The following is a 26,294-nucleotide window of genomic DNA, read 5'->3' on the forward strand; positions in this document are numbered from 1 at the left end:
ACAGACACGGGTACAAACAAGCCAAAAGCTCGGGTTTATTTGGAATGCAAATCCAAGGAGCAACCACGATATTTGCCGTTAATATGAAGAGGATTATAAAGCTAATCAAGGAAAAAGAGGAAAAAGAGGAGAAATAGAGAGGAAATTGAGCACATATTTCCTTAACTTCAGATAGAAGTGCTCAATTTTTATTAAAATCGTCATTTTATTGATTGTTTACGACTTAATAATTTATCAAACTTTTAAACCGTAGGTTTTTCAGTGCCCTCGCGTCAGCACGAAGGGGGCTCATCAGCCGCCCGCGAAAAGCGAAGTGTCTTTCCGGAACGGAATGTTTAAGCAAAACCCTTCACTTACTTCACAGTTTATACCAACTACTTAGCATTAGTAACAAACTTATAAAATGTGCCTGAATATAAAAAATCCTGCATAAATGCAGGATTTTTTATTTATTAGTGACCAAAACCTGGTACAAGTATAAATTCTGAATACCATGTAAAACCAATCATGAATACTGTGCAATAAGCACCGAATAAATACATATACATTCTTTCTGATAATTTCAAATAACCTAGTGTAAGGAAAAATACCGTTTGAACAAGGAATAAAAGTGCAGCTCCAACCATATCACCAACATAGAACATCACTGTAAAGATACCTGTCCAAAAGGCTAGAACACGAAACATGCGGTCCACATGAGTCCCCCCTTTTAGATAACGTTATCATTGATATTATAAACAAGAAATCACTTCTTGTAAATAAATGTTAATTATTCACGAGTAGATTTACCTTATACGAGCAGTTTTCACAATTATGCTCAAACATATTCTCTTCCGTTATTAGCTCAATATCCATAAATAACGTCTCAAACATTCCCTTAATGAATGAATGATGCATATCACAAATCATTTCATGATTGGTAGAAGCAATTTCTTTGAACGGACAATTGTTTACATCGAAATGAATTGTATTTTCCACTTCATTGTAGTGGAAGTTCGAATATAAACCTAACATTGCTGAGGCATCCTCTAGGATATTAATTTTTTCTGTTAGATTTAGTAATTCGATATTCCCGTGGTAGTAATTTTTAACTATTTCTTTTCCGTATTTCTTACCGGTCTTATATAACGCTTCTTTGCCCGCTTGCCCCATATCCATTAATGATTCTAATACGATGGTAGAAAGGAGTTTATAATCACGATGCGGGAAATTAAGCTCAATTACATTGTCTGATAAACGGTATAATCTACTAGGTCTTCCACCTTTTCCTGTCTTTTGTGAATATGAAATAATCATATTTACGTCTTCTAATTTTGACAGGTGTAATCTCGCAACATTTGGATGAATCTCGAATTTCTTTGCAATTTCTGTGACATTCACCTCTTTATGTTTCTCAATTAAATATTGGTAAATATGGTATCTTGTTGGATCACTTAATACATTTGTAACTCTAAGTGTCTGTTCCATATTCAGCACCTCTCGAATGTTTATTACCATAATTATAATAGAAAAAGTAATTAAAAAGGCAAACTCCAGTTAATTGTTATAAATTATACATATTTAAACGCTCTTTACGTAATTTAGACAAAGGTGGGTTGTGATTGCATTACAATATTGAACGTTCAAGTACAATGGTATCTAGAATTTCAAACGTATATTGTGTTTTGCTTAAAACGATCTTAAATAGTAATTGTAACTCAGTATCTGATTTTGTATTGATTATTACATGGACGGATCCATTTGGGAAATCGTACGACATTCCACTAGAAGGAATATTACGATCTTTTTCTAATTCATCGATAACCATTGTACGTGCCATCTGAAATAAGGTTTCTGCTTTAATCTGTTCTATTTGTCTTTCTGTAATCTCTAATTCATTCTGGTAAATCTCGATATTTGTTTTGACAATCATTAGTATGATAACCACAACAAATAGTATATAAGGTAATATAAAACCTTGTTCATTACGGATAATGGATGATGGTTTTTTCATACGTATCTCCCTGTATATTTGTAACACGAACACGTACACCAAATGGTGAATCCTGAAAGGTTATTGTCTCAACATCTCTTAAATAGATTTCATGGCCACTACCATTTACTTGTCTTCGAACAACATCTTCGTATTGGTTAAACTTAGCGATAACTGGATCTTGTGTTAATATCAGTTCTTCATCGTGTACAGTTACATCCGTTGATTTAATCACTTCATTCCTAAGAAAGTAAAAAAATTGATAGACAGAGGTTTCATCGTAATTAGAAGTATATTCTACCGAGCGAAGTAAATATCCCAAAAATGGCGACATGATAATGATTATGCTAAGCGTAAAAAGTAGGGTAATGAATGTAAATCCACGTTCATGTTGCTGGCATGCCATATAAGCAGGTTGTTTCCTGTTTTTCTCTAGCATTCTTCCACGTTGCACATCCTTTCATATAATTATTTTCATCTATGAACATAAGGAATACGTTTTTGCCATTTATATTCTTTTTTAACGACATGGGTATCATGTGCTTATCCGCAAGATACGGTTGCAACTCATCATGTAACGTATATATAATTATCCGTCTGTCACTTAAAATGGCTTGCTCTTTAAATAGTTGACTGGTTATGGGTCCGATGGTTGTAATTACAGTAAAAAGTATTACTGTTCCAATTAATACTTCTACGAAAGAATATCCATTAATTTTCATGAATATAGAACCTCCCTTTACCAAACGGGAAAACAATCCGATATTCGACATCTTTTGTTGCGAAAATGATTGCTCTTGGATTCTTAATTGTCCCAGCGTTTGAAAATTCAAATGTATCGTTTGTTCTTGTGTCAACGGATAATCCCTTAGGATAGTTTCTAGTCTCAAGTATGATGTTATCATCGTAGACCACATATTTATCCGCATAAAACCGTATACGAATGTTATATTTAGATGTTGGTGTGAGTGTTTGTGCATATAACACATCCGATTGCAATACCTTGAAGAATTGCTGTACATGTATATTGTTAAGGCTAGTCAGATTGGGCTTCGGAGTGAATAGTAATAATATTGATAGAATCGTAAGCACAAATAGTACTTCAACTAGTGTAAATCCGTTTCGCACCTTAATTATTGTTGACACCAGAAATTCCAACTGCCCCTTCATTTAGTGTAATCGTCTGTCCATTAGGGCAAACTTTTTGCTCCTCTTTAATAAAACCAGCCTCAACTAGATCATCTAGGTCCCCTGGATACGCATGATGCTCGATATAATATGCATCAACTTGTGCTTGAACCATGGAAGTTAAAGCATCGCATCCTTTCTCATTTATTGCGGAACTTTGTCCACTTAAGTTCGGAACGATTAAAATGATTAACACGGATATGATCATCAAGACAATTAGCATTTCTACAAGAGTGAACCCATTATTGTTCTTTAATTTATTCATCGTAATTCTCCTTTTAGATGGTATTCATTAATTGGAACATAGGCCACATTAATGCGACATAAATAAAAATAACAAATATACCTAGTACTATAAAAATGATCGGTTGAATGAATGTGATTGCTCTTAGTATTTTGTTCTCTATTTCTTCTAATTGTAGTTCCGCATAGACAACTAAATCCTTCTCTAAAAAATATGCATCGGTGTTTTTTTGGAAAATCGTGGTGAGGGGCTTTTCGAGTAGTGTAAAACTAGAAATTACGCCAGAAATATGCACACCATTTGTGAGACGTTCAATCATGATGAAGGAATAATGTGATAGGATAGGTAATTTCTGTTGATTAGCCATCTGGTGTAGGATTTCTTTAATAGACATACCCGTTTTTAGAAGGGAACTAAAGTGTGTTGCGAAGAAATAGGAAGTGTATGCTGTTATGAATTTCCTGTAGACTGGAATTTGTTTGTAAATTTTTATTTGGGTTTCGATTGGAATTCTTTGTTTTATTAATTTCCAAACAAAAATAAAAACAATGACAAATAGTAACAGGATGAACAGGAAGGTGCTTACGACATCAATGATATACATTGATAGGACAACCGTAGAACTGGAATCTTCATTTCCTTGAAAAAGATCGACAAAGGAAGGGAGGATTGTTTGATTTAAGAAATAAATGAGCAAGAAAAAAATAATAAATAAGAAGAGTGGATACCTTAAAATTTGTTGTAATTTTTTCGTGTTCGTTAATCGTTGTTTATACATGATGATGCACTGTTCTATACTCCCTTGTAAGTCACTGTTTACTTTAACAAAATATAAAAAGGAAGTGATGGTTGGATGGAAACCAGCTTTCTCGAAGGCTTCATCGATCGTTTCTCCTGCTTTTAGCGCATGAATAATTTCGTTTGCTGGTTTCAGCAGGGACTTGTCCCATTTCATTGCTTCTAATGCGTCAAGGGTTGGGTAACCATTCTTTAACAAGCGTAGAAACAAGTTTAAAAATCGTAATTGGTTTTCTTTTTTAATGATTTGTTTACGTTGTATAAATTTCTTCAGTGATAAATCCATACGCAAAGGCCTTCTTTCTTATTTTTTCAAATGTATCAAATTGGTAAGTGTCATATATTTCACCTCCCTTCACTGCTTTTTCCAACACTTCACCTTCTAATATCTCTAGAATAGCTGCTCTTCTAGTCACCAGATTTCCACGCTCTATTGGAAGCAACTGAATCGAAGCAACGGCGATTAATGATTGTAGCAAATCAACTTGTTTAATACCCATTTCCAGTAGACGATGAATTGTTCCTGTTGCATTTTTAGCGTGTAATGTACTAAATACAAGATGTCCTGTTAATGCCGCTTCGAAAGCAAATTGTGCTGTATATTTATCTCGGATTTCTCCAATCATAATCATATCCGGGTCATGTCTAAGTGCAGCTTTTAACCCTGTTTGATAGGTAATGCCTGCTTTTTCATTAATTTGTACTTGCAAAATATCATGAATGTCCTTTTCAATAGGGTCTTCAAGTGTGATGGTTTGATAGGAGTTCTCTTTGAGGATTGTTTCAATTAATGCGTACAATGCAGTAGTTTTTCCGCTTCCAGTCGGACCGGTGAACAGAATAATTCCTGACTGGTTTGATATTAGTTTTTTTAATTTATTAACCTGGTATGGAAATAAAAATAAGTTATGAAGTGTTAGTTTTTCCGTTTGTGGTAGGATGCGTATGGCAAGACTTTCCATGTGGTTTATAGGGAGTGTAGACAATCGTAGTGAAAATAGATGATGATTGTCCCTAAAGTGGTATGCGCCGTTTTGCGGTTTTCTTGTCTCACCTATATCCATTCCAGAGGTGAATTTGTAGTAAGTTAATAAGGATTGATACTGTGAATGGCTAATGGCCCTATGGAATGTTCGCTTACCGTGTATTCGGAAGTAAATATTTGTTTCTTGTCGGGAAGGGTAGAAATGAATATCTGAGGTTTCAAGCTTAATGGCTGCCTTAACTAAATCCCTTGATAGGGAAGAAGTGGTGTTCACGAAATGTTCAGCTCCTTTTATCGTTAGTTATATACTAAAATATTCGACATAATTAAACAAATTCCTTCTTTTTAATGAAAATAATTTATAAATTTATAAGGGATAGACTTTGGCCTTTCTGTTAAGCCTATACATAAGTAGAAATAATGAGGTGAATAGGATGTCAGGTAACGATTATATTAAATTTATGACAGAGCAATTTGTTACTTACTTGGACAGGCCGAGGGAAGAAAGAAAGAAGCGTAAATTAGAACAGAAAGTTTCCTATGGAGTCTCTAATTATTGGCTTGGGGTTTTACCTTTTGTACTAAAATCAATACGAAAGAAAGCAGAATAGCAGTGCATGCACTGCTATTTTTGTTTCTTTAAGATTCTGCAAGATAGAAAATCCCACCATTAATAACCTCAAAGGAAATTACTGGCTGATATCTTTCTTTAATTTCCTCTATTTCTTTATTCATTTGCTCTTCATTGTCGTCTGCATGATAAAAATGTCTCAATGTATTTAATTCTTCATTTAAAGCATGTAGGGATTCTTCAGCCCAAGTATGTTCTTGGTTTTCTATATAATTAGAAATAACCTTTTCTATTCTCAGATAACCACTTTGCAGCTTTATAAGTGGGGAAATGGTATAACAATAATCACTTATAGTAGATTGTAAAGGGATTTCTTTTAAATGGTCCATCATCTCTAATCTCATTTTTCCATTTACGAGGTGAAGTCCGATTGAGATCACTTCGTCTTTTTTATATTTCCCTTTGTAACTTACCTTTATATTCACAACTAACCATGGATATAATGCCGTATTATGTGTTACATTAATCTTCTGAAAGAGTTTTGTGTACTTTTCATTTTCTTTCAAATGATTAATGAGTTGGTGTAACCTAGGACTTCCAAAGTGTATCCACTCACCTTTTTCTTCCTCACGTTTGTTTGGGTTTGTTATAAGTGTAAGTTTCATCGGCTCGCCTTTGTTTCCCATTTTTTTTACATAATGCCAATAGAATGGTCGATTCATCAATGCTCTGTCCATTTCCTCTGTTAATTGTACGCGTAATACGCCGTCATTATTTTCGATAATTTCACAATGATGAAATGAGAAATAATCATGTAGAAATTGATTTAAGTTAGCTATAGCCATAGTTCTCCTCCTCATTGTTCGTTAATGAATGCCTGATAATACTTGTAAGATTATCTAATTTTATTTTCACTTCCCCAACAGATGTGGATTCAGCGTAGATTGTTTCTAGTTCCGTTTCCATACTACCGATGTTTAGCTCTGCTAGGATAGCGTCAAGATTTCCAATTACTTGTTCGAATAAATTAATCTTTTCATACAGTAATGTCATAATATGTTCTTCAATTGTATCCCTGATAGCGAAATTATAAATGTGAACGTCCTTATTTTGTCCATATCGGTGGATACGACCTATTCGTTGCTCCAGTCGCATTGGATTCCACGGTAGATCATAATTAATTAAGTGACTGCAAAATTGTAAGTTAATCCCTTCACCACCAGCTTCTGTAGCAATTAGTACTTGTACATGATTTTCAAATAGCTGTTTCATCCAGTCTTTTTTGCTCCGTTTAAAGCCTCCGCGGAAAGGTACCGATTTGATGCCATGTTGCTGTAAGATCCATTGAAGATAAAGTTGACTGGCCCTATATTCGGTAAAAATGATAACTTTTTCATCACCAATTTTTTTCATTAATTCAACCACTCGTTGTGCTTTTGCATGGTGTGGTAATTGACCAATCTGGTCTACAATTGGCTGTAGGATTTTTTCTTGTTTATTTTCGTCCATTACTTTTTTTAAGGATAGATAACAAGCTTCTCGAGAAGAGCAAAGTTCTCTTAAATATGTAATCTTTGAAAAGGATGAGAACGGCCCTGTTGCTGTTTCAAGACTTTGATATGCAGACCTTTCTTCTTCTGTAAATTCAACCCATACCGTTTCAATATTTCGTTTCGTATTATTTAGCTCCGTATTTTGCCTTGTATTACGAATCATTACTTTCTGTATTAATTGCTTAAGGTAGGCATCTTGTTTTATATTCTTTCTATCTTTCCCGTAATTCTCTAAAAAGGAATCATAGTTACCTAAATGACCAGGTTTTAAAATTGAAATAAGGTTAAAAATCTCAATTAGACGATTCTGAACAGGTGTTGCTGTTAACAGTAAACAATATTTCTTTTTTAATGCTCGAACAAATTCATAGTTTTTTGTTTTATGGTTTTTTAGTTTATGTGCCTCATCAATTAAGATGAAGTCATATTCTATCTCTAAGATGTTTTCACGATGTGGAGGCCGTTTAGCCGTATCTAAGGATGAAATAATCACATTTTGATTCCAATTATAATTTTTTCGATGGGCTACTGCCGGAATGTAGAACTTCTCATTTAACTCTCTTACCCACTGTGATACGAGGGATGCAGGAACTAGAATAAGTGCGTTCTTTACTAAACCACGCACCATATATTCCTTTAATATTAGTCCCGCTTCTATTGTCTTACCTAACCCAACTTCATCCGCTAAAATAGCTCGACCATGCATACTTTCAATTGCTTGCTCTGCAGCACTAATTTGATGGTCAAGAAATTCTACGTGCGGAAGATATTCTAGGGCACGTAATCCCTTAAAGGTAGGAGTAATGGTTGTGAGTTCAGCTTCATATGCAGCTGAAAAAAGCTCCCAATTAGAGAAAGAACCTTCCTTTTCAATTACTGATTCTAAATTTTGTATAAATGTCGAATCCTTTTTTAGTTGAATAGAATGCATATGATACTTCCTTTTTTAGTAAGATAATTTTAATTTCAATATACCTATTCATTTTGTTGTGTTATAATTCAGATAAAATGAAGGCATTTTTACTTGATAGTTAGTATATCCAATAAAATTCATATAATGCGGATGATTACAAGGGGAGAGCTTACTAGTTTAGTAACGCCGAAGGAGCAAGTGGAAAGCGAATCTCTCAGGCAAAAAGACTCTTGTAGGACGCAACTCTGGAGAGTGTTTATTCAGTAAACCGCCTACGAAGCAAGTATTTGTATATTACAAATACGCAACTTTCTGGTATAAGGACAGAGATTTCTCTTTAATTAAGGGAAATCTCTGTCTTTTTTTCTGCTATTTTTAATGTATTTTTCTAATGAAGGAGTGGATGATGTGGAAGAGTTAAGAAGAACACCAATATTCCCAGAATATGAGAAGTACGGTGCCAAAACGATTGATTTCGGTGGGTGGGATCTCCCTGTACAATTTTCTAGCATTAAACAGGAGCATGAAGTGACACGTGAAAAAGCGGGTTTATTCGATGTATCGCATATGGGAGAAATAAAAGTAACCGGGCCAAAGAGCTTTCATTTCTTGCAAAAGTTAACAACGAATGATATCTCAAATTTAGAACCAAAGAAGGCGCTTTATACGTTCATGTGTAACGATAATGGTGGTACAGTAGATGATTTAATCATCTACCAACTAGCTGAAAATGATTACCTACTCGTAGTAAATGCGGCAAACACGGATAAAGATTTTGCATGGTTAATTGAAAAAAATGAATTTCAAGATGAAGAAGTAAATATTGAAAATGTATCCAGTGATTATGTCCAGTTGGCATTACAAGGACCAAAAGCAGAGGAAATTTTGCAGCTACTAACAGAGACTCCATTATCAAACATAAGACCTTTTCGATTTGAAAGTCATGTTACGTTTTCTAACGTAGAATCACCAGCGCTTGTATCACGTACAGGGTACACTGGTGAAGATGGGTTTGAAATTTACATTCATTATTTAGACGGTGCAAAGTTATGGAACCTTCTTTTAGAAACTGGAAAAGATTTCGGGCTAGAGCCAATCGGGTTAGGAGCTAGGGACACTTTACGCTTTGAAGCAAATTTGGCATTGTATGGTCAAGAATTGTCAGAGGATATTTCTCCAATCGAAGCAGGATTAAGTTTTGCAGTAAAAATACATAAGGATAGTGACTTTATTGGAAAAGAAGCCTTGAAGAAACAGTTAGATGAAGGGCCTTCGCGTAAACTAATTGGTTTAGAAATGGTTGACAAAGGAATACCACGTCATGGATATGCTGTGTATAAGGAAGATGTGGAGATTGGCTTTATCACGACAGGAACACAATCGCCAACATTACAGAAGAATATTGGTTTGGCATTGGTTCAATCGGAATATGCGAATATCGGCGAAGAATTGAATGTTCAAGTGAGAAAACGGAAATTAACAGCAAAAGTAGTGGCTACACCATTTTATAAACGAAAAAAGTGAGGAGGAACTTGGATGGAATTTCGTTACCTACCAATGACGGAAACAGATAAACAAGAAATGTTAGATGCGATTGGGGTTACATCTACAGAGGATTTGTTTTCGGATATTCCAAGTGAAGTAAGAGTTAATGGTGCATTAAATTTAAAAAAACCGAAAAACGAATATCAATTAAAAAAAGAATTAACCGAAATGGCGAACAAAAATGTTAATTTGAAAGAATACAGTTCTTTCTTAGGAGCGGGCGTCTATGATCATTTTATTCCATCAGTTGTAGACCACGTGATTTCAAGGTCTGAGTTCTATACAGCATATACGCCATATCAACCAGAAATCTCTCAAGGTGAACTTCAAGCTATATTTGAATTTCAAACGATGATTTCCGAATTGACAGGTATGCCTGTATCAAACTCATCTATGTATGATGGTGGTACTTCTCTAGCTGAAGCGGTTAACTTGAGTGCAGCACACACGAAAAAGAAGAAAATTTTATTGTCAAAAGCCGTTCATCCTGAATCACGCGCTGTAATAGAATCCTACGCGAAAGGTCAAGGTTTAGAAATTTTTGAAATTGAGTCTGTAGATGGATTAACAGATTTCAACCAGTTAGAGAGGGAAATAGACGGAGATATAGCAAGTGTTGTCATTCAATATCCTAATTTCTTTGGTCAAATCGAGCCACTAGATAAAATAAATAATATCATTAAGGGTCAAAAAAACGTCATGTTTATTGTATCGAGTAATCCGCTTGCTCTAGGATTTTTAACACCACCTGGCGAATTTGGTGCTGATATTGTTGTTGGAGATACACAAGTGTTTGGTATACCAGCACAATTTGGTGGTCCCCATTGTGGATATTTTGCAACAACGAAAAAGCTGATGCGAAAAGTACCTGGAAGACTTGTAGGACAAACAAAGGACGAAAATGGTGTTCGTGGTTATGTTCTGACATTACAAGCAAGAGAACAACATATACGAAGAGAAAAAGCAACATCAAATATATGTTCTAATCAAGCGTTAAATGCACTTGCCAGTTCTGTAGCGATGAGCTCAATAGGAAAGCATGGATTGGTACAAATGGCTAAATTAAATATGCAAAAGGCTAGATATGCGAAAGAAAGACTGGAAAAGGAGAATGTTGAAGTTGTTTTCCAGAATCCATTCTTCAATGAGATTGTTGTTAAGCTCAATGCACCAATTTCAACTGTAAATGAACATCTACTTGATAAAGGAATCATTGGCGGCTATGACTTAAGTACCGCTTATCCAGAACTTAAGAATCATATGTTAGTTGCTGTAACAGAAATTCGTACGAAGGAAGAAATCGATCAATTTGTAAAAGAATTGGGGGATATCAATGGCTAATCAAGATTTTCCATTAATTTTTGAGCGTAGTAAAGAAGGAAGAACAAGTTATAGTTTACCAGATTTAGATGTGCCAGCATATGACATTGAGAACGAGCTAGAGGAAGCCTATATCCGAAAAAATCCAGCTGAACTACCAGAATTAAGCGAATTAGATATCATGCGACATTATACAGGGCTTTCTAATCGGAACTATGGTGTGGACTCTGGTTTTTACCCACTTGGCTCCTGTACGATGAAATATAATCCAAAAATTAACGAAGATGTGGCGAGGTTGGAAGGTTTTAGTCATGTCCATCCATATCAAGATCCAAACACCGTACAAGGTGCGATGGAAATGTTATATGATTTACAGACCGCACTAAAAGAAATTACAGGAATGCATGAGATTTCTTTACAATCAGCTGCTGGTGCGCACGGAGAATGGACAGCACTCATGATGATCCGTGCTTACCATGAAGCAAATGGTGATTATGCACGTACAAAAGTCATTGTTCCTGATTCTGCACATGGTACGAATCCAGCCTCTGCAGCTGTTGCAGGATTTGAAGCAGTTACTGTCAAATCCAATGAAAATGGACTAGTGGACTTAGAAGATCTAAAAAGAGTGGTTGGTCCTGATACGGCAGCGCTCATGTTAACGAATCCAAATACTTTGGGATTATTTGAAACAGAAATACTAGAAATGGCAGATATCGTTCATGGTGCTGGAGGAAAGCTATACTATGATGGAGCTAATTTGAATGCAATCATGGGATACGCTCGTCCGGGGGATATGGGATTTGATGCTGTTCATCTAAATCTACACAAAACATTTACAGGTCCACATGGTGGCGGTGGTCCCGGATCAGGTCCTGTCGGTGTTTCGGAGGAACTCGTGCCGTTTCTACCAAAACCAGTAATTGTTCATAAAGACGATAAATATATGTTTGATTATGATCGACCACAGTCAATTGGACGGGTTAAGCCTTACTATGGGAACTTTGCGATTAATTTACGTGCCTATACGTACATTCGTACAATGGGAGCAGAAGGACTCAAGAAAGTTAGTGAATATGCAGTACTTAACGCAAACTACATGATGCGTAAACTAGAGAAAGCATATGACTTACCTTTTCAGCAGCATTGTAAGCATGAATTTGTACTATCAGGTAGAAGACAGAAGAAGCTTGGTGTCCGTACACTAGATATTGCGAAGCGACTACTTGATTTTGGCTATCATCCACCAACCATTTATTTTCCTCTTAATGTCGAGGAATCAATGATGGTTGAGCCAACTGAAACAGAATCAAAGGAAACGTTAGATGGTTTTATTGATACGATGATAACAATTGCCAAGGAAGTAGAAGACAATCCTGAAGTGGTACAAGAAGCGCCACATCATACAATAGTGAAGCGAATGGATGAAACAACGGCAGCAAGGAAACCAATTTTACGATATGAAAAAGCATAAAAAATATGACCTAAGGCTAAAAAACCTTAGGTCATATTTTTTTAATATTTATTTTCCTGATTTTATTTTACCAGTCCATTTTTTAAATCCACCTTTTAACTGGTAGATATCTTGATATCCTTTTTTATGCAATAATTGTGCTGCTCTAGCAGAACGTGAACCACTTTGACAGTATAGATACACAGGTTTATCTTTTCGCATTTCAATTAGTCTTTGCTTCATTTGTGTAACTGGTATATTTCTCGCTCCAAGTATATGTCCACGCTCAAATTCTTGAGGCTCACGAACATCAATTAGTTGGGCTTTTCGATATCCTTTCACAAACTCACTTTCTGTTAGAACTTTTAAATAGTTACGCTGTCTGTAATAACGAAAAATCCCAACTGCGAGTAGAACTAGGATTGCTATAATTAAGAATTCCATTTTTATTTCCCCCGTTTTTCTGATTTACATCAACATTTATTATATGGTGAATGGCTAGTTTTTTAAAGTTTTTTCTCTAAAATAAGATAAATAGGTAGAAGCAAAGAATTTTAAAATATCAAATCTCAAAAAAGTTAATATTATAAAAGATAGTTTATATTCATTTCTATTATCTTCCAATTACATCATATTTCGCAGAATTTCTTACTTGACAAAAAGAGTAATTCTCGTTCTCGACACAATATATAGTATTTTGTGTTTTTATAAGCACAATATGTTGTAAGACTCTTATTCCTGTGATATTGTAATAGTACCACATATGTTTACAACATGTAATATTTAAATGGGAAAAGGGAGCGATTTAATGTCAATTGTTGTCGAGGAAAGGAATCCGATCAACATAGAATCACTTAATAAAGATATAGAAGCGTTTGATGCGGTCCATCCAATAACAGGAGATATGAAACTTACACATAAAGGTGTTTCGAGATTAGTTATGCTAGACCGTTATTCTTTTAAAGACACAACGAAGAAAACACTAAAGGTTGGCGATTTCGTCGTTTTAACCGTAAAAGCAGACCCAAAGTTTCCTGCAAGAGGGCTAGGATTTATCCAGTCAATCGATTGGGATAAGAAGGAAGCAAGGGTTCAAGTTGATACGGATTATTTGCATGTTCTAGATGATGAGGTGGAAGCAGCATCCGGAATTGTAACGCGTTCATTGGATACCATTGATAAACCACTTGAACTTTTCTATGAACAAATAGCAAAGAGAAATGCGACTGGGTTATCAAGTGTCGAAAAAACAGAAGATAAACGAAGAAAATCATTTGATGCTTTTTATAAAGAGCTTTCTGACTTGAATTTTATCCCTGCCGGTAGGGTCCTCTATGGTGCAGGTGCAAAGACAGATGTAACATATTTTAATTGCTATGTCATGCCTTATGTAAAAGATTCTCGTGAAGGTATATCAGATCATCGTAAAAAAGTCATGGAAATTATGAGTAGAGGTGGAGGCGTTGGAACTAATGGTTCGACTCTACGACCAAGAAACACCATTGCTAGAGGTGTAAACGGAAAGTCTTCTGGTTCTGTCTCATGGTTAGATGATATTGCTAAATTGACTCATTTGGTAGAACAAGGTGGGTCAAGACGTGGTAGAGTAGCATAATGTGCCTCGTCTATAAAAAACCTCGTGAATTGCTGGGAAATCTTTATGGTTAAAAATGCTCAAGAACATCTAAGTTTGATATAATAAAATTAATAAAACTAGAGGTGGAATAGCATGAAACCATATGATGCGAAGGAATCCCAAGAATGTAAAATTTGTGGTTTTATAATATCTCATAATAAGCAAGGCTGGTTTACATCACATCTAAAAAATGAACATGGATTGACATTAGAAAGTTATCTAATTGCTCATTTTTATGAACCCGAAGACTTGAATTGTTCTTATGAGCTTTGTGATGGCACTGTAGGACTAAATAGAGGGAAACCTAAAAAATACTGTAGTACTTCCTGTAGTAGTAAAGGGGAGCCACTTGTGTGCGTTTTGTGCGGTACTAAATTTGATACCAGCACTAGACCTCACAGATCAACAAAAACTTGTAGTGATTCTTGTGCTAGTAAGCTTAGATCAATGAAAGCAGCAGCCTGGCATAAATAAATGAGTGATGAAGTTAAAAGCAAACACTTCAACAACATCATTTTGAAAACTGCAAAGACAAGAAGAAAAAATCAAACTCCTTCTTGGAATAGTGGTAAAACAGGAGTATATACTGAGGAAACCCTCGACAAAATTCGTGCCGCTACTCTAAAACAAATGGAAGATCAAGTTTTCCAAAAAACTAATATTGAAAGAATACTGGAAAATTATTTGCAAGAAATAAAGGTGGATTATCAGTATTCATTTATTTTAGAAAAACGACAATTTGATTTTGTATTAAAAGAATTTAATATAATCATCGAATGTGATGGTGATTACTGGCATGCTAATCCTAAATTTTATCCTAAACCAGCGAATTGGCAAATTGAAAGGATAAAAATAGATAAGGTAAAAAATGAGATAGCTAAAAAAAATGGATATCGAATTATACGTTTTTGGGAAGATGACATTTTAAATAACTTTGAGAATGTCAGACGCATCATACATGACTTGTTGGCTACAACGTAACTGGAAACGGTAAGCGTGAATGCATGAAAACAACAAGGGGATAAAGACAATCAGCAGCCAAGCTCCTTTGAAATGGAGAAGGTTCAACGACCATCGAAAGCACACTTAATAAGTGGAAGTGAGTAGAGTAGGGATCAAGTGACCCCGAAGTGCGAGGACACTCAAAACAATGGGTGTAAGATATGGTCTGAACTCTAAGGTGACTTAGAGAGCTGAACTAACGATTCAGCACAACAAATTGGCTCAAATGATTATGTTAGTGGATTCTCATCCTGATATCATTGAATTTATTATATCGAAAATGCAAAATCCGAGAATTCTTCGGTACTTAATAGAAAATACAGAAGATGAACAAATTAAAAAACTTGCACAGGAGAAATTAAAATTCACACCTTTAACAAACACAGAAGAAGATCTATACCAAGGTATTCTCAATTATAGAAGCATTCCTGGTCAGGGAGGCTTTACAGATGCTGCCATACGGGAAGCGGAAGAAAAGTCTAATACAGGTGGAACGTACTCTGTTCATAACCCTGACTTTTTGACAGGAGCAAATATTTCTGTTTGTATCACCAAGGAATTTATGGAAGCTGTTGAAAACGATGATCACTATGACCTTCGTTTTCCGGATGTAGAGAACTACACGGAAGAAGAAATGAAGGTATATAATGACCAGTGGCATGAAGTTGGAGATGTTCGTCAGTGGGAAGATATGGGCTATGGTGTTAGAGTTTATCGTAAGATTAAAGCGAAAGAACTATGGCGATTGATTAATGTATGTGCAACATATTCAGCTGAGCCAGGAATCTTCTACATCGACAATGCGAATGATATGACAAACGCTAAAAGCTATGGTCAACAAGTAGTTGCAACAAACCCGTGTGGTAAAGTCGCAAAGTTTGCCTCACGTTAAAAACTGCGGAATGAAGCGGGAAGGCTGAAATTGCTAATCCGAACCGAAGGCTATGGGAACCATAGTCAGGGGCAACGCATACTCGGTGAAAAGATATAATCCGAGCACGAGGCCGCAGCACTATAAAAGTGAAAATGTATGCTGAACTTACACGAAAAACAAGTGTAAGAATCAAAGGATAAAAAGCCTTTGAGATAACAAATATTGGAACAACCCTTAGCACCATACAGTGTCTGTAACCTTGCAGCAGTAAATCTTGCTGAAATGGCGAACAAAGAAACAAAAACGGTAAACTTTGAAAAATTAAAAGAGACCGTAAATATTGGTGTACGGATGCAAGATAACGTTATTGACGCAACACCATACTTTTTAGAAGAGAATGAAAAACAAGCATTAGGTGAAAGACGCGTTGGATTAGGTGTAATGGGACTTCATGACTTATTAATTTACACAGAATCTGAATACGGCTCAAAAGAAGGAAATATACTTGTGGACCAAATATTTGAGGTAATCGCAACTACTGCGTATCGTACTTCAATCGAATTAGCAAAAGAAAAAGGCAGTTTTCCATTCTTGGTAGGTAAAACAGACGAAGAAACAAAACAATTACGTGAAGCTTTTATTAATACTGGATATATGAAGAAAATGCCTGAAGATATTAGACAGGACATCTTAGCATTCGGTATCCGTAACTCGCATTTATTAACTGTTGCGCCAACGGGAAGCACTGGTACAATGGTCGGAGTGAGTACAGGACTTGAGCCATATTATTCCTTCTCTTACTACCGTAGTGGAAGGTTAGGGAAGTTTATGGAGGTAAAAGCGGATATCGTACAAGAATATCTTGATGAACATCCTGAAGTAGATTCTACTAACCTACCACATTGGTTTATTACATCAATGGATTTACCACCAGAAGCACATGCTGATACACAATGTGTGATCCAACGCTGGGTGGATAGTTCAATCTCAAAAACAGTAAATGCACCTAAGGGCTATACTGTGGAACAAGTACAAAGTGTTTATGAACGATTATACAAAGGTGGAGCTAAAGGTGGAACGGTTTATGTTGACGGAAGTCGAGATACACAAGTTCTTACGCTTAAAGCAGAAGAAAATACCTTTGAGCAAACAGAATTATTCCCTGATGCCGATAAACCAAAGGTTGTATTGGTAGATACCGTTCAAGAACTAGATAAGACAAGTGTAACAATTGGTTCTGAAGTTGGTAATACTTGTCCGGTTTGCAGACAAGGTACGGTGGAAGACATCGGTGGATGCAATACATGTACAAGTTGTTCTGCACAATTAAAGTGTGGATTATAAAAAGAACAAAATGAGCCAACTATGGCTTTGAATTAAAGTTTGATAAAAAGTAACCTCTTCGGTATGATTTCCGTAAGAGGTTATTTTTTATATGTTTCTGAAAAATTACTCAAAATAATTTACTAGTGGATTTAGCTTTAAGGGATGATGAATATTATGGGAGAATAAAAAAATTATCCAGAATTATTGACGCTTGAAAAGCCTGTTAGAATTTCAAGAACACACTAATTAGTAAGCGCTTGAATAAATGATAATTTTAAAATGATAAGTCATGTCAGCATGTGTCCATTTCTTCTATAGGAATTAAAATTGGCTTATTTATGTCATTAACTAGTACGTAACAAGAAATGATAAATTAGTTTTTTGATTATACTGATTTGAATATTGTTACGAGGGGGGAGTTTATTAATGGAAATGAATGAAAAAACATATCTAAGTATAGAAGAAATTATCTCATTGCCAACCTTATCAGGTACAAATATAAGTGATGATGGCAAACGAATAGCATTTGTCAAAAGATTAGCTAACTGGAAAGACAATAAATATAGGAATCATGTATGGATATATGAAAAAGATAAGGGGCAGTGTTCCCCATTAACAACTAGGGATATAGAAAGTACATATCCATTATGGTCTCCAGATTCTAGAGATATCGCATACCTTAGCCCAGTTGGTGACGGGGATAATAAGAAAAATCAAATCTTTGTTAAGTCAATAGATGGTTATGGTCGGGTTCAAATTACTGATGAGAAAGAAGGGGTCAGTAAATTCAAATGGGAGCCTGCTGGCAAGGGTTTTTATTATGTTACACAGTCAAAAGAATCTGAGACGATAAAGAAACGTAAGGAACGATACGGAGATTTCCATCATATAGGTAAGGAATATCGGAATAATTGTTTATATTACATTGGCATAAAAAAAGTGTTACAAAAGAATAAAGATGAATACCTGGAAAATCCTGATAGTGCTGCTGGTAAAAATAAATATGAACAATCAAATAGCGTTGTATATCAATTAACTGATGGTAGAGATTTTCATATCCATGAATTTGATGTTTCAAATGATGGGAAAAAGGTTGTATTAATGGCTACACCAAGCCCAAATATGGAAGATTTTATTAATGGAGACCTATACATACTAGATATTAAAGCTGGAGAGCTCCAAAAGATGCATATAGATAAGTTGTTGGGAGAGAGTGTCTGCTTTTCTCCTGATGGCAGCAAAATATGTTATTCAGCAAGTATAAGGGAGAAGGATTACTATCAGACCCATATACAAGACAGTACAATAGAGATATACGATATTAAAAATGGAGAGGTCATTCAACCTTTAACAGATTTTGATAGTACGGTTATTCCATTGCGGTGGACAGATAAAGGAATTTTAATTAGATGGCAAAATAAAACGAATTATCTTATTGGGTTGTTATCCGAGAATGGCACTGTGGAAATGTTAAGCGAAAAAGCGGATAGCTTTATAATGGATGCTTCTATAACAAGGGATGGAAATCATATATCCTATATTAAGGCTAGAACAAATGAAAACTTTGAAATCTATTTAGGTGATAAAAAAATAACGAATGAAAATAGCTTTTTCAAAGGAAAGCTTAAAAGTAACAGGGAAATAATCTCATGGCAAAGTAGTGATGGTCTTGAAATAGAGGGCGTTTTATCAACTCCATTAGAATTTGACGCAAATAACAAATATCCTTTATTAGTTGTAATCCATGGTGGTCCGGCTTGGGCGTCCTTTCCGATATTCTCAGATTGTTTTAATGAGAAATATCCTATTGAACAGTTTATCGAAAAAGGCTTTATCGTTTTAGAACCAAACTACAGGGGAAGTTCTGGTTATGGTAATGAATTCTTGAAAGCAAATTATCGAAAACTGGGAATTGCTGACTACGAAGATGTTATATCTGGGGTGGATAAACTAGTTGACATAGGGATTGCAGATAAGAATAGAGTTGGGGTTATGGGATGGAGTAATGGGGGATATATCTCAGCTTTCTGTTCTACATTTAGTAGTAGATTTAAAGCTATTTCAGTTGGAGGCGGAATTACGAATTGGAGTACCCATTATGTAAATACAGATATACCTTACTTTATTAGGATGTATTTAGGAGAAAATCCATGGAATGACCCAGAGATATATACTAAAACTTCACCAATGACATATATTAAATCAGCCTGTACTCCCACTTTAATCCAACATGGTGAAATGGATGCAAGAATTCCAACTGTAAATGCTTATGAGCTATATCAAGGATTAAGAGATATGGAAGTTGAAACGGATTTAGTTATCTTTAAAGGAATGGCCTATAGTTCAGACCAGCCAGGGATCAATGTGGCTATTATGAAGCAGAATTTGATGTGGTTTTCACACTATATGCTTGGAGAAGGTAAGAAAGACTTTAGGGTTTTATGATTAATAAATTGGAAACATAAGGGATGAAACAGTCTTCATAAGGAAGCTTTTTTTCTTATTTAGCCTTTAATACTATATTGACTTAGAAATGCTTCTAGGTCAAAACCAACTTCCGTAAAAGATGCATTACAAATTTTATTATAATCGTAAATAAAGTCGCTGTATCATGCAGCGGCTTTATTTATGTGGTAATGGTGGAAGAAAGATTTCAGTCATTAGTTTCTCAGAAGTTTTTTCATTAAACTTTATTTTGAAGCTACTGCTAACATAAATAGGGTTGGTTTCTTCTCCTGTGTAATAACTTGTCTATCGTTCCCATTTCCTGTATCCTTTTAATGAGAAACAATTTTGTACGCATATAAATATTTTTCGAAATGAGGGATGGCAATGCCAACACCAAGCATGGAAGATTATATAGAACAAATATATATATTAATGGATACAAAAGGCTTTGCACGTGTAGCTGATATCGCTGAAACACTTGAAGTACATCCATCTTCTGTCACAAAGATGATTCAGAAGTTGGATAAAGATGATTATTTGAATTACGAAAAATATAGAGGCTTTGTTTTAACCTCAAAAGGGAAAAAAATTGGAGAGCGCTTGGTTTTTAGGCATGAATTATTAGAAGAATTTCTTGGAATTATTGGTGTGGAAGAGGAAAACATATATGGTGATGTTGAAGGCATTGAACACCACTTAAGCTGGAATTCTATTGATCGAATTGGCGATCTTGTGAATTACTTTAAAGCAGATGAAAAGCGAATGAATGAATTAAAAAAAGTACGGATCCAAGAAGAAGACTAGTCTTTTTCAAAGGTTAAGTTCTAATTTTCCTTTCTTATACTTAGAATAGATATATCTAACGTATAAGGGGAGGACACATGAAAATTGATGGTGTTTTTTCTGGTGGTGGTATGAAGGCATTTGCATTCGTTGGCGTATTAAAAAGCTTTGAGGAAAATAACTTAAGCCTAGAGCGAGTCGCAGGTACATCAGCTGGGGCGATTGTTGCTTCATTTGTTGCAGCAAGTTATAAAATGGATGATATCACAACATTAATTAATGAATTAGATTTAAACCAATTTTTAGACCCTCCGAAGTTAACAAAGTTCCTCCCTTTTAGCAAATGGATTTTCTTATATTTTCAGTTAGGTATTAATAAGGGAGATAAACTGGAAAACTGGCTATATCAACAACTAGCAAGGAAAGGGATCTACACATTTCATGATATTAGAGAAGGATATCTGAAAGTAGTTGTAAGTGATTTATCTTTAGGGAAGCTCGTTGTAATCCCAGATGATCTTCAGAAAATCTACGGAATAAATCCCAAGCATTTTCCAGTGTCGAAGGCTGTAAGAATGAGCGCAGGTTTTCCATATTTCTTTATGCCAAAAAAACTTCCAGGAAAAACCAAAAAAAAGAGTATCATTGTAGATGGCGGGCTGTTAAGTAACTTTCCGATGTGGTTATTTTCGAATGAAGATAATATAGACACTCGTCCTGTAATAGGGGTTAAATTTTCTGGGTCCAAGGATGCTAAAAATCAACCACGAGAGATAAAAAATGCTATTGACATGTTTACTGCACTCTTTGCTACAATGAAGCAGGCTCATGACGCTCGCTACATTTCAAAAAGTGATAAGAATAATATTATCTTCGTCCCTGTAGAAGATGTGGATACAGTAAACTTTCATATAAAGCAAGAAACAAAGGATTATTTATTTGAAGTTGGCAAAGAACATGCAGACAACTTTCTGAAATATTGGCCAAAATAAAAAAGACTGAGCTGTTAAAATGTAGCTCGGTCTTTTCCTTTTGTTTTATTACCTTCAATTACTCTTAAATGATTTGATGTACGCTTTGTCCTTTTCTTTTTTATAAGATTTGGCTGTTTTTTCGGGGTTACTTTCGTGCTATTTCCCCTATCCTTATATTTGGCTTTCGATTGTTGGACTGCCTTTTTGTACTTCTTCATATCATTGGAAGGAGCTCTCTTTCTAAGGAGTACAAAATAGATGAAGGCAAAAATTGCAACCCCGAAACCTATTGTAATGAAAATCCCTTTTATAAAGCTTCCCGGCGAAGTAATCAATTGTGTGGCTAGGCCAACAAGTGCTAAACCTATAATTACATAAAACAAGAAAGCCATTTTACTGCGGGTCAATAGAATCTCCTCCTATACACATATAGAATCAAAGCTTGAAACGAATTGCGGTAAATATATTATATGTGTTTCATATTTAAAAGAATGTAGGGTAGCTGACTATATTTACCATTATTAAGATTTTTACCTGTTTATAACAATTTATTCATAAATTACGTCATTTTTCATTTAAGTACGATTAGTAACTATTAATTATAATTCTTTTTCTATTATTTTACTAGATAAAGCAATCGTAGACTAGTGTTAATTTTCGAACAATAAAAAAATAAAAAGCCTATGGGTACAATGATTTTTCCTGACGTTATTGGTAATAATATGGACGGAGGTGGTTAGTATGAAAGGAAATAAACAATTAGAACAAAATAAACCAGAAAATGCGATAACTTCTTTATTAGCAAGATCCTTATTAACAGGTTTTATAGGTGGTTTACTTTGGAGTACAATTGCAGTGTTTATGTACTACTTCAATTTTACAGAGATTTCCCCAAAATCATTTTTACTTCGTTCCTGGTTAAAGGCAGAATGGACAAGTGGATGGTTGGGTGATGTCATATCCGTTATCTTAGTTGGTTTACTATCTGTAATAACAGCACTGATTTATTATGGTTTATTTAAGAAAAAGGACTCCATGTGGTTAGGCGTTGTTTATGGTATTATTCTATGGGGGATTGTTTTCTATCTCTTACAACCTATTTTTACGAATGTTCCAGACCTTCTAGACTTAAGAATAAATACGATTGTATCAACGATTTGCTTGTTTATCCTTTACGGTACCTTTATAGGGTATTCGATATCATATGATTACCATGATACACAAATAAAAGAAACAAGTTAAGAGATAAATATGGCTTCCCCTTTTTCATATGTAACAAGCGTGTATAAAAAGTTTATTCAAAAGGGTGTATTTGTGATAAACTAAAAGACAGTTAAATTTTAACAAATAGCATTGTTAGTGTGAGAAAGGGATGAAAACATGGAGAAATTGAAAAAGTTAAAGACAGCTTTGGAAGCAAATGAATTAGACGCAATCATTGTATCTAGCCCATTTAATCGAAGATACATAACAGGATTTACTGGTACCGCTGGTGTTGCTATTATCTCAAAAACAGATAACCGCTTTATTACGGATTTCAGATACACTGAACAAGCAACCACTCAAGCGCAAGAATTTCAAGTGATTGAACATAAACAACAAATAGAACTTGAAATAAAGGACCAATTAAAAAAAATGCAAGTAAAACGAGTTGGATTTGAAAAGGACTATGTAACATTTACTGCTTTTGAAACATATAAAGCGTTATTTGAAGTAGAACTCATACCTGTTAGTGGTTTGATTGAAGAGATTCGTATGATTAAGACAAGTGAAGAGCTTGATACGATGAAAAAAGCAGCTAAAATTGCTGACGACGCTTTCCTTCACATTAGGTCGTTTATCAAACCAGGTGTTAAGGAAATTGAGATTTCCAATGAATTAGAATTCTTTATGAGAAGACAAGGTGCTACGTCTTCTAGCTTTGACACCATTGTTGCATCTGGTGTACGTTCAGCACTTCCTCACGGGGTTGCGTCCGATAAAGAAATTAAGTCTGGCGAACTTGTAACATTAGACTATGGGGCGCTTTTTGAAGGATACTGCTCGGATATTACAAGAACCGTTGCTGTTGGCGAAATTAGTAGTGAATTAAGAAATATATATAATACAGTGCTAGAAGCAAATATCCGTGGTATAAAAGGAATTAAACCTGGTATCACCGGGGTTGAAGCAGATGCTCTAACAAGGGATTACATCACTGAAAAGGGCTATGGTGAGTATTTTGGGCATTCTACAGGTCATGGAGTTGGATTAGAAGTTCATGAAGGACCTAGTTTATCCACTCGCTCTAAGTCGACTTTGGAACCCGGCATGATAGTTACAGTTGAGCCTGGAATATATATAGCAGGGCTTGGTGGTTGCAGAATAGAAGATGATGTTGTTGTAACAGAAGATGGCAATGAGCGTCTAACCTTTGCACCGAAAGAATTAATACAATTATAGGAGCTTTTTAGGAGGAAAAAAATAATGATCTCAGTAAACGATTTTAAAACGGGTTTAACAATTGAAGTTGATAATGATATTTGGCAAGTACTAGAATTCCAACATGTAAAGCCAGGAAAAGGCGCCGCGTTTGTTCGTTCAAAATTACGTAATTTAAGAAACGGTAACATTCAAGAAAAAACATTTCGTGGTGGAGAAAAAGTTGGAAAAGCTCATATTGAAAATAAAAAAATGCAATACTTATACGCATCGGGAGAATCGCACGCATTTATGGACATGAATTCTTATGAACAAATTGAAATTCCTGAAAGTCAGATTGAATATCAATTGAAATTTATGAAGGAAAACATGGAAGTAAACGTAATCAGCTATGATGGTGAAATCCTTGGGGTAGATTTACCAAATAACGTAAATCTAGAAGTGGTTGAAACAGAACCTGGAATTAAAGGAGATACAGCAAGTGGTGGAACGAAACCTGCAACAGTTGAGACAGGTCATGTAGTTCAAGTGCCATTTTTTGTTAATAAAGGTGATGTACTCATTATCAATACAACGGATGGGAAATATGTTTCCCGAGCATAATCATATGTACTATGAACAGTCCTCTGAATCAGTGGGCTGTTTTTTGTTGTCTAATAAAAGCCATGTCTAGCTTAGCGGTCAGTAACGAGCAAGACTTTCGTCATCTCCGTACGTTGCTAAATGGTCGCTTACGCCTTTCTAATATCATTAGTCATATTTTGTACAAGTTAACATACATTTTATTATAAGTTAAATATCATACCAGGAGCTGAACGACTTAAAAAGAGAGGACAAGTTATGGAGGAAATTTTACGTTTGTTCCCTAGTGTAATGAGAAGTGCTATTCAAAAAAAGATAGGAAATAGATGGATATTCCTTCAAGAGATTAGAGTTCGCCTACATCAACCAATCGAACTTACTTTTGATCAGAATATCGAATGGCTTGGAGAAATAAGGCCAAGTAAAAGTGATGGTACGTTTATTGTTAATCAATTGAGTGAATTTTCATTATATCGGATGGCTGATGAATTAAGAGAAGGATATATTACAATTGAAGGCGGCCATCGTGTTGGTATTGCTGGAAAGGTAAATACCGTATCTGGATCGGTGAAAGCAATCCAACATATTACCTTCTTCAATATACGTATTGCTAAGCAGAAAATTGGTGCTGCTTTACCAATCCTTCCATATTTATATGATAAAAAATATTTAAATACACTTATTGTTGGTCCACCACAGACAGGAAAGACAACCATTATTAGAGATGCGACCAGAATTATTTCAACCGGCTGGAAAAATGTACAAGCTAAAAAGGTTGGAGTGATTGATGAACGTAGTGAAATAGCAGCATCTATTAAAGGAATTCCTCAGCATGATTTAGGACTAAGAACGGATGTGCTAGACGCATGTCCAAAGGCCGAGGGAATGATGATGATGATTCGCTCTTTGTCTCCAGATGTACTCGTAATTGATGAGATTGGTGGAAGAAAAGATATTGAAGCCTTACTAGAGGCAATTAATGCAGGTGTTACAGTGATCTGTTCAATACATGGAGAAAATTTGGAAGAGCTGAAAAAAAGACCTTCTTTACAAATATTATTGCAACAGCAAGTCTTCGAACGAATTATTATTTTGGAGAGGTATCAGAAACCTGCGCAAGTTAAAGGAATCTACGACCAGTATGGGATAGATATTCTTAAGAAATCGAGGTATCAAGCGTATGAAGTGGATAGGAGCACTTCTTTTAATTTTAGCAACAACATGGATGGGGTTTGAGTGGAGTAATCGTCTGATGAAACGCCCAAAACATATTAGACAATTAAAAAATGCGCTACAAATTTTGGAAGCAGAGATGATTTATAGTCAATTACCCCTACAGGATGCCTTTATGAATATTGCGAATCAACTTCCGAATCCGACAAGTTCATTCTTTAAAACACTAGGAAAAAACATGCAAGAAAAGAATGTTGATTTATATGATGTTTGGAAAATAAATGTAGAAAAGTTTATGCAACTGTCTAGTTTAGGTCCGAATGAGAAAGAGATATTAAATCAATTTGGTCGGACGTTAGGACAACATGATTTCTACCAACAACAAAAACATATCCAACTTACTTTGACCCATCTTGATAGAGAGCTAGAGGATGCCAGGGATAATCAGTTTAAATACAGTAAATTAGCAAAAAGTCTAGGAGTATTAGCAGGATTATTTATCGTATTATTGCTCATCTAGTGGAAAGGAGAAA

At 35.1% G+C, this 26,294-nt stretch carries 27 protein-coding genes, 3 pseudogenes and 2 riboswitches; of the genes and pseudogenes, 17 read left to right on the forward strand and 13 right to left on the reverse strand.

Going from position 1 to position 26,294, the window contains the following annotated elements:
* Positions 1-452: 452 nt before the first annotated feature.
* From D8M05_RS07895 to comGA, 9 genes are all read right to left on the reverse strand, one after another.
* Positions 453-695: a DUF2626 domain-containing protein gene (locus D8M05_RS07895; protein ID WP_121130410.1), complete on the reverse strand. Its 243-nt coding sequence runs from the start codon at positions 693-695 to the stop codon at positions 453-455.
* Between the two features lie 70 nt (positions 696-765).
* Positions 766-1,467: a helix-turn-helix transcriptional regulator gene (locus D8M05_RS07900; RefSeq protein WP_121130412.1), complete on the reverse strand. Its 702-nt coding sequence runs from the start codon at positions 1,465-1,467 to the stop codon at positions 766-768.
* Positions 1,468-1,606: 139 nt separating this feature from the next.
* Positions 1,607-1,993 carry a competence type IV pilus minor pilin ComGG gene (locus tag D8M05_RS07905; protein ID WP_121130414.1) on the reverse strand — a complete coding sequence of 129 codons (387 nt, stop codon included), beginning with the start codon at positions 1,991-1,993 and terminating at the stop codon, positions 1,607-1,609.
* Complete coding sequence (locus D8M05_RS07910; protein ID WP_121130416.1) at positions 1,965-2,411, reverse strand: competence type IV pilus minor pilin ComGF; 447 nt, start codon at positions 2,409-2,411, stop codon at positions 1,965-1,967. The genes D8M05_RS07905 and D8M05_RS07910 overlap by 29 nt, the downstream gene beginning before the upstream one ends.
* The gene (locus tag D8M05_RS07915) at positions 2,359-2,694 is read right to left on the reverse strand and encodes a hypothetical protein (protein ID WP_121130418.1); all 336 of its coding nucleotides are present in this window, start codon (positions 2,692-2,694) and stop codon (positions 2,359-2,361) included. Before D8M05_RS07915 ends, D8M05_RS07910 begins: the two co-directional genes overlap by 53 nt.
* Positions 2,684-3,118 (reverse strand): competence type IV pilus minor pilin ComGD, encoded by a 435-nt coding sequence (gene comGD, locus D8M05_RS07920; protein WP_183072732.1) that lies wholly within the window; start codon positions 3,116-3,118, stop codon positions 2,684-2,686. Before comGD ends, D8M05_RS07915 begins: the two co-directional genes overlap by 11 nt.
* Complete coding sequence (comGC, locus tag D8M05_RS07925; protein ID WP_121130422.1) at positions 3,102-3,425, reverse strand: competence type IV pilus major pilin ComGC; 324 nt, start codon at positions 3,423-3,425, stop codon at positions 3,102-3,104. Before comGC ends, comGD begins: the two co-directional genes overlap by 17 nt.
* Positions 3,426-3,438: 13 nt before the next feature.
* Complete coding sequence (gene comGB, locus D8M05_RS07930) at positions 3,439-4,488, reverse strand: competence type IV pilus assembly protein ComGB (protein WP_121130424.1); 1,050 nt, start codon at positions 4,486-4,488, stop codon at positions 3,439-3,441.
* On the reverse strand, positions 4,454-5,461 hold the full coding sequence (gene comGA, locus D8M05_RS07935; RefSeq protein ID WP_121130426.1) for a competence type IV pilus ATPase ComGA: 1,008 nt from the start codon (positions 5,459-5,461) through the stop codon (positions 4,454-4,456). Before comGA ends, comGB begins: the two co-directional genes overlap by 35 nt.
* Positions 5,462-5,621: 160 nt before the next feature.
* Here comGA and D8M05_RS07940 point away from each other — a divergent pair, with 160 nt between their 5' ends.
* The gene (locus tag D8M05_RS07940) at positions 5,622-5,798 is read left to right on the forward strand and encodes a YqzE family protein (protein ID WP_121130428.1); all 177 of its coding nucleotides are present in this window, start codon (positions 5,622-5,624) and stop codon (positions 5,796-5,798) included.
* Positions 5,799-5,826: 28 nt separating this feature from the next.
* Here the strand turns inward: D8M05_RS07940 and D8M05_RS07945 are convergent, their stop codons facing one another.
* Positions 5,827-6,603, reverse strand: coding sequence for a YqhG family protein (locus tag D8M05_RS07945; protein ID WP_121130430.1), 777 nt, complete (start codon positions 6,601-6,603; stop codon positions 5,827-5,829).
* Entirely contained in the window at positions 6,590-8,242 is a 1,653-nt protein-coding gene (locus D8M05_RS07950; RefSeq protein ID WP_121130432.1) for a DEAD/DEAH box helicase, read from the reverse strand. The genes D8M05_RS07945 and D8M05_RS07950 overlap by 14 nt, the downstream gene beginning before the upstream one ends.
* 132 nt (positions 8,243-8,374) lie before the next feature.
* A riboswitch (glycine riboswitch) is annotated at positions 8,375-8,464 on the forward strand.
* A gap of 3 nt (positions 8,465-8,467) precedes the next feature.
* A riboswitch (glycine riboswitch) is annotated at positions 8,468-8,553 on the forward strand.
* 79 nt (positions 8,554-8,632) lie between these two features.
* Here D8M05_RS07950 and gcvT point away from each other — a divergent pair.
* Genes gcvT through gcvPB form a run of 3 tightly spaced genes read left to right on the forward strand, consistent with a single transcriptional unit; the run spans position 8,633 to position 12,563 of the window.
* Complete coding sequence (gcvT, locus tag D8M05_RS07955; protein ID WP_183072733.1) at positions 8,633-9,748, forward strand: glycine cleavage system aminomethyltransferase GcvT; 1,116 nt, start codon at positions 8,633-8,635, stop codon at positions 9,746-9,748.
* Between the two features lie 12 nt (positions 9,749-9,760).
* The gene (gene gcvPA, locus D8M05_RS07960) at positions 9,761-11,110 is read left to right on the forward strand and encodes an aminomethyl-transferring glycine dehydrogenase subunit GcvPA (protein WP_121130436.1); all 1,350 of its coding nucleotides are present in this window, start codon (positions 9,761-9,763) and stop codon (positions 11,108-11,110) included.
* A complete protein-coding gene (gcvPB, locus tag D8M05_RS07965; RefSeq protein ID WP_121130438.1) occupies positions 11,103-12,563 on the forward strand; it encodes an aminomethyl-transferring glycine dehydrogenase subunit GcvPB in 1,461 nt (486 codons plus the stop codon). The genes gcvPA and gcvPB overlap by 8 nt, the downstream gene beginning before the upstream one ends.
* 48 nt (positions 12,564-12,611) lie before the next feature.
* Here the strand turns inward: gcvPB and D8M05_RS07970 are convergent, their stop codons facing one another.
* Positions 12,612-12,986, reverse strand: a complete 375-nt coding sequence (locus tag D8M05_RS07970) for a rhodanese-like domain-containing protein (protein WP_121130440.1) — start codon at positions 12,984-12,986, stop codon at positions 12,612-12,614.
* A 364-nt stretch (positions 12,987-13,350) separates the two neighbouring features.
* On the opposite strand from D8M05_RS07970, the pseudogene D8M05_RS07975 reads away from it, so the two are divergent.
* From D8M05_RS07975 to D8M05_RS08010, 8 genes and pseudogenes are all read left to right on the forward strand, one after another.
* Positions 13,351-14,145 (forward strand): annotated as a pseudogene (locus tag D8M05_RS07975) (ribonucleotide reductase N-terminal alpha domain-containing protein); the annotation flags it as partial.
* Between the two features lie 126 nt (positions 14,146-14,271).
* Entirely contained in the window at positions 14,272-14,652 is a 381-nt protein-coding gene (locus tag D8M05_RS07980; protein WP_121130442.1) for a hypothetical protein, read from the forward strand.
* Positions 14,653-15,159: an endonuclease domain-containing protein gene (locus D8M05_RS07985; protein WP_121130444.1), complete on the forward strand. Its 507-nt coding sequence runs from the start codon at positions 14,653-14,655 to the stop codon at positions 15,157-15,159.
* Between the two features lie 241 nt (positions 15,160-15,400).
* Positions 15,401-16,045, forward strand: a pseudogene (locus D8M05_RS07990) (vitamin B12-dependent ribonucleotide reductase); the annotation flags it as partial.
* Positions 16,046-16,279: 234 nt separating this feature from the next.
* Positions 16,280-17,398: pseudogene (locus D8M05_RS07995) on the forward strand (vitamin B12-dependent ribonucleotide reductase); the annotation flags it as partial.
* Positions 17,399-17,806: 408 nt separating this feature from the next.
* Positions 17,807-19,825 carry an alpha/beta hydrolase family protein gene (locus D8M05_RS08000; RefSeq protein ID WP_121130448.1) on the forward strand — a complete coding sequence of 673 codons (2,019 nt, stop codon included), beginning with the start codon at positions 17,807-17,809 and terminating at the stop codon, positions 19,823-19,825.
* 387 nt (positions 19,826-20,212) lie between these two features.
* Positions 20,213-20,632, forward strand: a complete 420-nt coding sequence (gene mntR, locus D8M05_RS08005) for a transcriptional regulator MntR (RefSeq protein ID WP_121130449.1) — start codon at positions 20,213-20,215, stop codon at positions 20,630-20,632.
* 77 nt (positions 20,633-20,709) lie between these two features.
* Complete coding sequence (locus tag D8M05_RS08010) at positions 20,710-21,603, forward strand: patatin-like phospholipase family protein (RefSeq protein WP_121130451.1); 894 nt, start codon at positions 20,710-20,712, stop codon at positions 21,601-21,603.
* A gap of 14 nt (positions 21,604-21,617) precedes the next feature.
* Here D8M05_RS08010 and D8M05_RS08015 read toward each other — a convergent pair whose 3' ends face one another.
* Complete coding sequence (locus tag D8M05_RS08015; RefSeq protein WP_245985259.1) at positions 21,618-21,992, reverse strand: SA1362 family protein; 375 nt, start codon at positions 21,990-21,992, stop codon at positions 21,618-21,620.
* A 334-nt stretch (positions 21,993-22,326) separates the two neighbouring features.
* Between D8M05_RS08015 and D8M05_RS08020 the strand changes: the two genes are divergently transcribed.
* From D8M05_RS08020 to spoIIIAB, 5 genes are all read left to right on the forward strand, one after another.
* Positions 22,327-22,827: a YqhR family membrane protein gene (locus D8M05_RS08020; RefSeq protein ID WP_121130453.1), complete on the forward strand. Its 501-nt coding sequence runs from the start codon at positions 22,327-22,329 to the stop codon at positions 22,825-22,827.
* 138 nt (positions 22,828-22,965) lie between these two features.
* Positions 22,966-24,027 (forward strand): M24 family metallopeptidase, encoded by a 1,062-nt coding sequence (locus D8M05_RS08025; protein ID WP_121130455.1) that lies wholly within the window; start codon positions 22,966-22,968, stop codon positions 24,025-24,027.
* Between the two features lie 24 nt (positions 24,028-24,051).
* A complete protein-coding gene (gene efp, locus D8M05_RS08030) occupies positions 24,052-24,609 on the forward strand; it encodes an elongation factor P (RefSeq protein WP_121130457.1) in 558 nt (185 codons plus the stop codon).
* A gap of 237 nt (positions 24,610-24,846) precedes the next feature.
* Positions 24,847-25,824 (forward strand): stage III sporulation protein AA, encoded by a 978-nt coding sequence (gene spoIIIAA, locus D8M05_RS08035; RefSeq protein WP_121130459.1) that lies wholly within the window; start codon positions 24,847-24,849, stop codon positions 25,822-25,824.
* Positions 25,769-26,281 (forward strand): stage III sporulation protein SpoIIIAB, encoded by a 513-nt coding sequence (gene spoIIIAB, locus D8M05_RS08040; RefSeq protein ID WP_121130461.1) that lies wholly within the window; start codon positions 25,769-25,771, stop codon positions 26,279-26,281. Before spoIIIAA ends, spoIIIAB begins: the two co-directional genes overlap by 56 nt.
* Positions 26,282-26,294: the final 13 nt, after the last annotated feature.

It is taken from the genome of Oceanobacillus bengalensis, assembly GCF_003628445.1.
GTDB lineage: Bacteria > Bacillota > Bacilli > Bacillales > Amphibacillaceae > Oceanobacillus > Oceanobacillus bengalensis.